The 4,391-nt window shown below is 55.2% G+C and carries 3 protein-coding genes and 1 pseudogene; 1 reads left to right on the top strand and 3 read right to left on the bottom strand.

All coding sequences use genetic code 11. From position 1 onward, the window contains the following. The 3 genes and pseudogenes from RCI20_RS13820 to RCI20_RS13810 form a co-directional block, all read right to left on the bottom strand. A pseudogene (locus RCI20_RS13820) lies at nucleotides 1-806 on the bottom strand (aconitate hydratase B); the annotation flags it as partial. Nucleotides 807-926: 120 nt separating this feature from the next. Beyond that, a complete protein-coding gene (locus RCI20_RS13815) occupies nucleotides 927-2,942 on the bottom strand; it encodes a HEAT repeat domain-containing protein (protein WP_306606452.1) in 2,016 nt (671 codons plus the stop codon). Further along, nucleotides 2,861-4,087 (bottom strand): IS256 family transposase, encoded by a 1,227-nt coding sequence (locus RCI20_RS13810; protein ID WP_306606453.1) that lies wholly within the window; start codon nucleotides 4,085-4,087, stop codon nucleotides 2,861-2,863. The genes RCI20_RS13815 and RCI20_RS13810 overlap by 82 nt, the downstream gene beginning before the upstream one ends. Nucleotides 4,088-4,121: 34 nt before the next feature. On the opposite strand from RCI20_RS13810, the gene RCI20_RS13805 reads away from it, so the two are divergent. Beyond that, nucleotides 4,122-4,391 (top strand): hypothetical protein (locus RCI20_RS13805; protein ID WP_306606451.1); only part of this gene is annotated, 270 nt, incomplete at its 3' end.

The raw sequence follows: 4,391 nt of genomic DNA, 5'->3' as shown, positions 1-4,391 counted from the left end.
CCGGTACCAACGGTATCCGGCAGCAGCAGGCGGTTCAGCCAGGAGTGGATGACGCCGTCGCCCGGACGCAGCGCAACGCCGCCACGGGTGCTGATGAAGGACGGCAGTTCGCGGTGCATCTTGACGTCGACCAGCTTCGGATAGGCGGCGGTGTGGCAGAAGGACTGCATGACCAGATCGGCGGAGAAGCCGAGACAGGCCAGGTCCTTCAGTTCGTCGCGGGTCATCGGGCCGGTGGTGTCTTGCGAACCGACGGTGGTCATCTTCGGCTCGCAGTAGGTGCCCGGCAGGATGCCGGTCACGCCGCAGGCCTTGCCGACCATCTTCTGGGCCAGCGAGTAGCCCTTGCCGTCGTCGGCCGGGTTTTGCGGCAGGCGGAACAGCGTGGATTGCGGCAGGCCGAGGAATTCACGCGCCTTGGTGGTCAAACCACGACCGATGATCAGGGGGATACGGCCGCCAGCGCGGACTTCGTCCATGATGACTAGGGTCTTCAGTTGCGATTCGGCGATCACGGCACCGTTCTTGGTGGCAGTGACCTTGCCGGTGGCCTGATCGACCTTCAGTTCGATCTCGTCGCCCATGTCCATCGCGCTGCAGTCGATTTCGATCGGCAGGGCGCCGGCATCTTCCATGGTGTTGAAGAAGATCGGAGCAATCTTGGAACCGAGGCAGAAACCACCGAAACGCTTGTTCGGGACGAAAGGAATGTCTTCGCCGGTGAACCACAGCACGGAATTGGTGGCGGACTTGCGCGAAGAACCGGTACCGACTACGTCACCGACGTAGGCGATCAGGGATCCTTGGCGACCAGCACTTCGGCTCCCTGAATGACTGATCAGAAAAGCTAACCAGATGGTCCTATTTTCCATGTCGAATTACTGTACTGGGGAATGCCGTGGCGCCGTAATGAATCCGCCAGCCCCTTATTGGCTGGGGCGAATACGCTTCAAGGCTTGTTCCGCCGCGTTGGCAAGCGCCACGCTCTTGTCTTTGGCAGCAGCCTGTAGGGCGGGGACTGAAGCCGTTGCCCGCATTTTTCCAAGGGCATTGGCTGCGGCAATCTTGACCACATCGGACTTGTCGCCCAGGGTATCGATGAGAGCCTCGACTACTTCCGGCAACGGAAGCCCCAAAATCTCAAAAAATTCGGCGGTGGAACGTCTTATCTGTTCATTATCAGAACGCAGTTTCGATACTTGGTTGTTCAGATTTTTCGTGGTGGACTCGATAAGCGGGATATCTGCCTCGGCAGACGTATCGGTGCTGGCAACCACATCACGATAGAGAAGGGCTAGGGCGTCGCTAAGCCGAGAGTTGATCCGCTCATCATCATTACGCGCGGCTTTGTGTAGGGCCGACAGGAGTTCTGGCGGATAGGGACGCAGGTACCGTAGTGAAAACAACATAAATGGATTATTGCTGGCATTCGTAATCAGAATTGCCATGGTCTTTACATCAGCTCCTGATAGATCGGCCATTACAAGAACCGTCTCGAGGTCTCTGGCTGCATACCTGTTGCATGACCCTGTCATGGTCTTCAGCAATACTGGGATCGCTGGCGAACCTATCTTTTGCAGGCTTTCAACGATGGCATCCAGATTTCCTGCAAGCTTCACATCCGAACCAGGGGACCAGGTAGTAACCCTTCCCTCTTCCAAACGGCGCCCGGAACATGCCCAGTTGACCAAGGTTTCGGCCACCAGAGGCGAGGAGCTAGCACCAAGCATACGCACCGCCAATAGTTCCTCATTGATGTGACTCGCGTTGGTAAAGAAAAGGGCGTGGCTTTGGGATGCCTCACGCGGAGGTTCTCCGTCCGGTATGGAAAGATAGGTTTTAGCGATCCATTCTGCCAATTGCTCTGGTAAGGGCTGCTTCCGATAGATCCGCTCAAGCAATGAAATGGTGTTGCTCCGGTCCGTTACATTTCTCTTGACCAGAAGTTCTGTCAGGGAATCCAGTTCCTTGCCGTTCAATGGGAAATCGGGATGATCGTTAAGGACAGTTTGGAGGACGCGAACGATCCTAGCCCTATGTTTTTGGTCGTGTACCTGGTCAAGTTCGGTAATCAATAGAGGAACCGCAGGTTTACCGACAGTCCTCAAGGCATCTTCGGCATGCCGGGCAAAATCAATGCCAACGGTAACTATGGCATCACCATTGAGGTATTTGACAGTAATAGGCGATCGTCCCAGAGATTTGACTAGAGTGGAGACGCCGCAATCCCTAGGGCGCTTAGCCAGGAGAGACATGATCACCGGCGCCTCTTCCCTTCCCGTTTCAACGGCGCGGCAAAGGGAGGGGTATGCCTCCGTCGGCACGGGGTTCAGCCGGGTGAGTGAAACGGCAGCGATATTTCTATATGGATGGTTCGGATCGTCTGTCATGGCGATCAAGCGGTTGAGTGGGGGCATAGGAGAAAAGCTCTGCCACGCTGCAATTGCCTTTAACCGGCTGCCGCTATCCATATTCCGTAGTTCGGCTAAAAAATTTTCCTCGGTAACGATGGACTCACTGCAGGAGGATAGGCCACCTTCCAGACACGCAGGTGTCTGGGGAATAAATGGAATCTCACGTCCGAAGTTGGCTGTAGAGATTGCGACGCCAACCAATGCAACCGAACAATGCCGCATGAACCGGGTCTTCATGGTTTTACGTCTCGCGGAAGAAATAACAGGGACACCATTGGGCATATTTATAGACCTGTAATAGCACTGTTTAAACCAATAACCATATATGACTTTGACAATTATAGAGGAGTGAGATAGGACAATGGTTTGAAAATACAAAATCTCCTTGTCTGGCAAAATAAAGCTGGCACGAGGTTGTCCGGAATTTTGTGTAAACGGGGTTTGGGTTAAAGGTTGTTCATCCGGTCCTCGAACTGGATAGTAAAGCGAGTCGGCGCCGCCTTCCAATCCCGAATCGGCATGGTCCATTTCCGACTGATGTTGCGCAGCGCCAGGTAGAACAGTTTCAGGAGCGCTTCATCGCTCGGAAAAGAGCCGCGGTTCTTGGTGATTTTGCGCAGACTCATGTTCACCGATTCGATCGCATTGGTCGTGTAAATGACCTTGCGAATCTCTGGCGGGTAGTCGAAGAACGGGATGATCCTCGGCCAGTTCCGACGCCAGGACTGACTGATCGGCAGATAGGCGTCATCCCACTTGTCCTCGAATTCACCGAGCATCTGCTCAGCCTCGTCCGCCGTGGCGCAGGTGTAAATCCGCTTCAGGTCGGCAGCGACCTCAGGCCGCATCTTCCACGAGACGTAATTCAGGCTATGGCGCACCAGATGGACGATACAAAGCTGGACGGCGGCATGGGGATACACAGCTTCGATGGCTTCCGGGAATCCCTTGAGGCCATCCACGCAGGCAATAAAGACATCCTGCACCCCACGGTTCTTCAACTCGGTGATGACCTGTAACCAGAACTTGGCCCCCTCAGTCTGTGCGATCCACAGGCCCAGCACCTCCTTCTCTCCGGCCATGTTGAGGCCGATGGCCAGATAGACGGCCTTGACCCGCACACTGCCATCCCTGACCTTCACGTGGATGCAATCGAGATAGACGATGGGGTAAATGCTGTCCAGAGGCCGGGACTGCCAAGCCTTGACCTCTTCGATCACAGCGTCGGTTACCGAGGAAATCAGTGTCGGTGACACCTCGGTGCCATACATCTCTTCAAGATGGGCCTGTATCTCGCGAACCGTCATTCCTCGGGCGTAGAGCGACAGAATCTTGTCGTCAAAGCCGCTCCAGCGGGTCTGGTGCTTCGGGATCAACTGCGGCTCGAACGTGCCGTGGCGGTCACGAGGAATCTCAATGGGCAGTTCGCCGAACTCGCCCTTCAAGGTCTTCCTGCTCTTGCCGTTGCGGGTGTTGCCGGCAGGATTCTCGACCGGCTCATTCTTCCCGTGGCCGAGATGGTCAGCCATCTCCGCTTCCAGTGCCTTCTCGACCAGCAGCTTGGTCAGTTGCTTGAGCAACCCATTCTCGCCAATCAGGTCTTCCGGCTTGCGGTAGTCAGCCAGCAGGCTGTCTAGTAACTCCTTGGGTACTGCTTTCTTTCCTACGGTCATCATCGCTCCTGGCAATGTGGCAGTTTCCTGCCAGGTGACCGTTTACACAAAAATTCTTACACACTCGGGACTTTCCTTTGAGGACCTTGCCGGCGGCACGGAAGTGACCGATGTTGGTCATGCAGGAGGCGCTCATTTGCCAACACTCGACTTCGTCGATCTTGGCGCCGGCGACTTCGGAGAGCGTGAGGTGCTCCCCGTAATCAGTGCCACAGGCAATTTAGTAAAGTCCGTTTTCGAGAAGGAGAATGGACTTGAAGAAGCGATTTTCAGAAGAGCAGATCATTGGTTTTTTGCAGCAGGC

The sequence above is a fragment of the Azonexus sp. genome (genome assembly GCF_030824335.1).
Lineage (GTDB): Bacteria > Pseudomonadota > Gammaproteobacteria > Burkholderiales > Rhodocyclaceae > Azonexus.
The sequence above is the reverse complement of the archived record's forward strand: the minus strand, read 5'-3'. Positions and strand labels throughout refer to the sequence as shown.

Excerpts from the sequence above, each read along its gene's own strand:
- RCI20_RS13815 (WP_306606452.1), bottom strand. The coding sequence starts at position 2,942 with ATGGACCATGCCGATTCGGGATTGGAAGGCGGCGCCGACTCGCTTTAC.
- RCI20_RS13810 (WP_306606453.1), bottom strand. The coding sequence starts at position 4,087 with ATGACCGTAGGAAAGAAAGCAGTACCCAAGGAGTTACTAGACAGCCTG.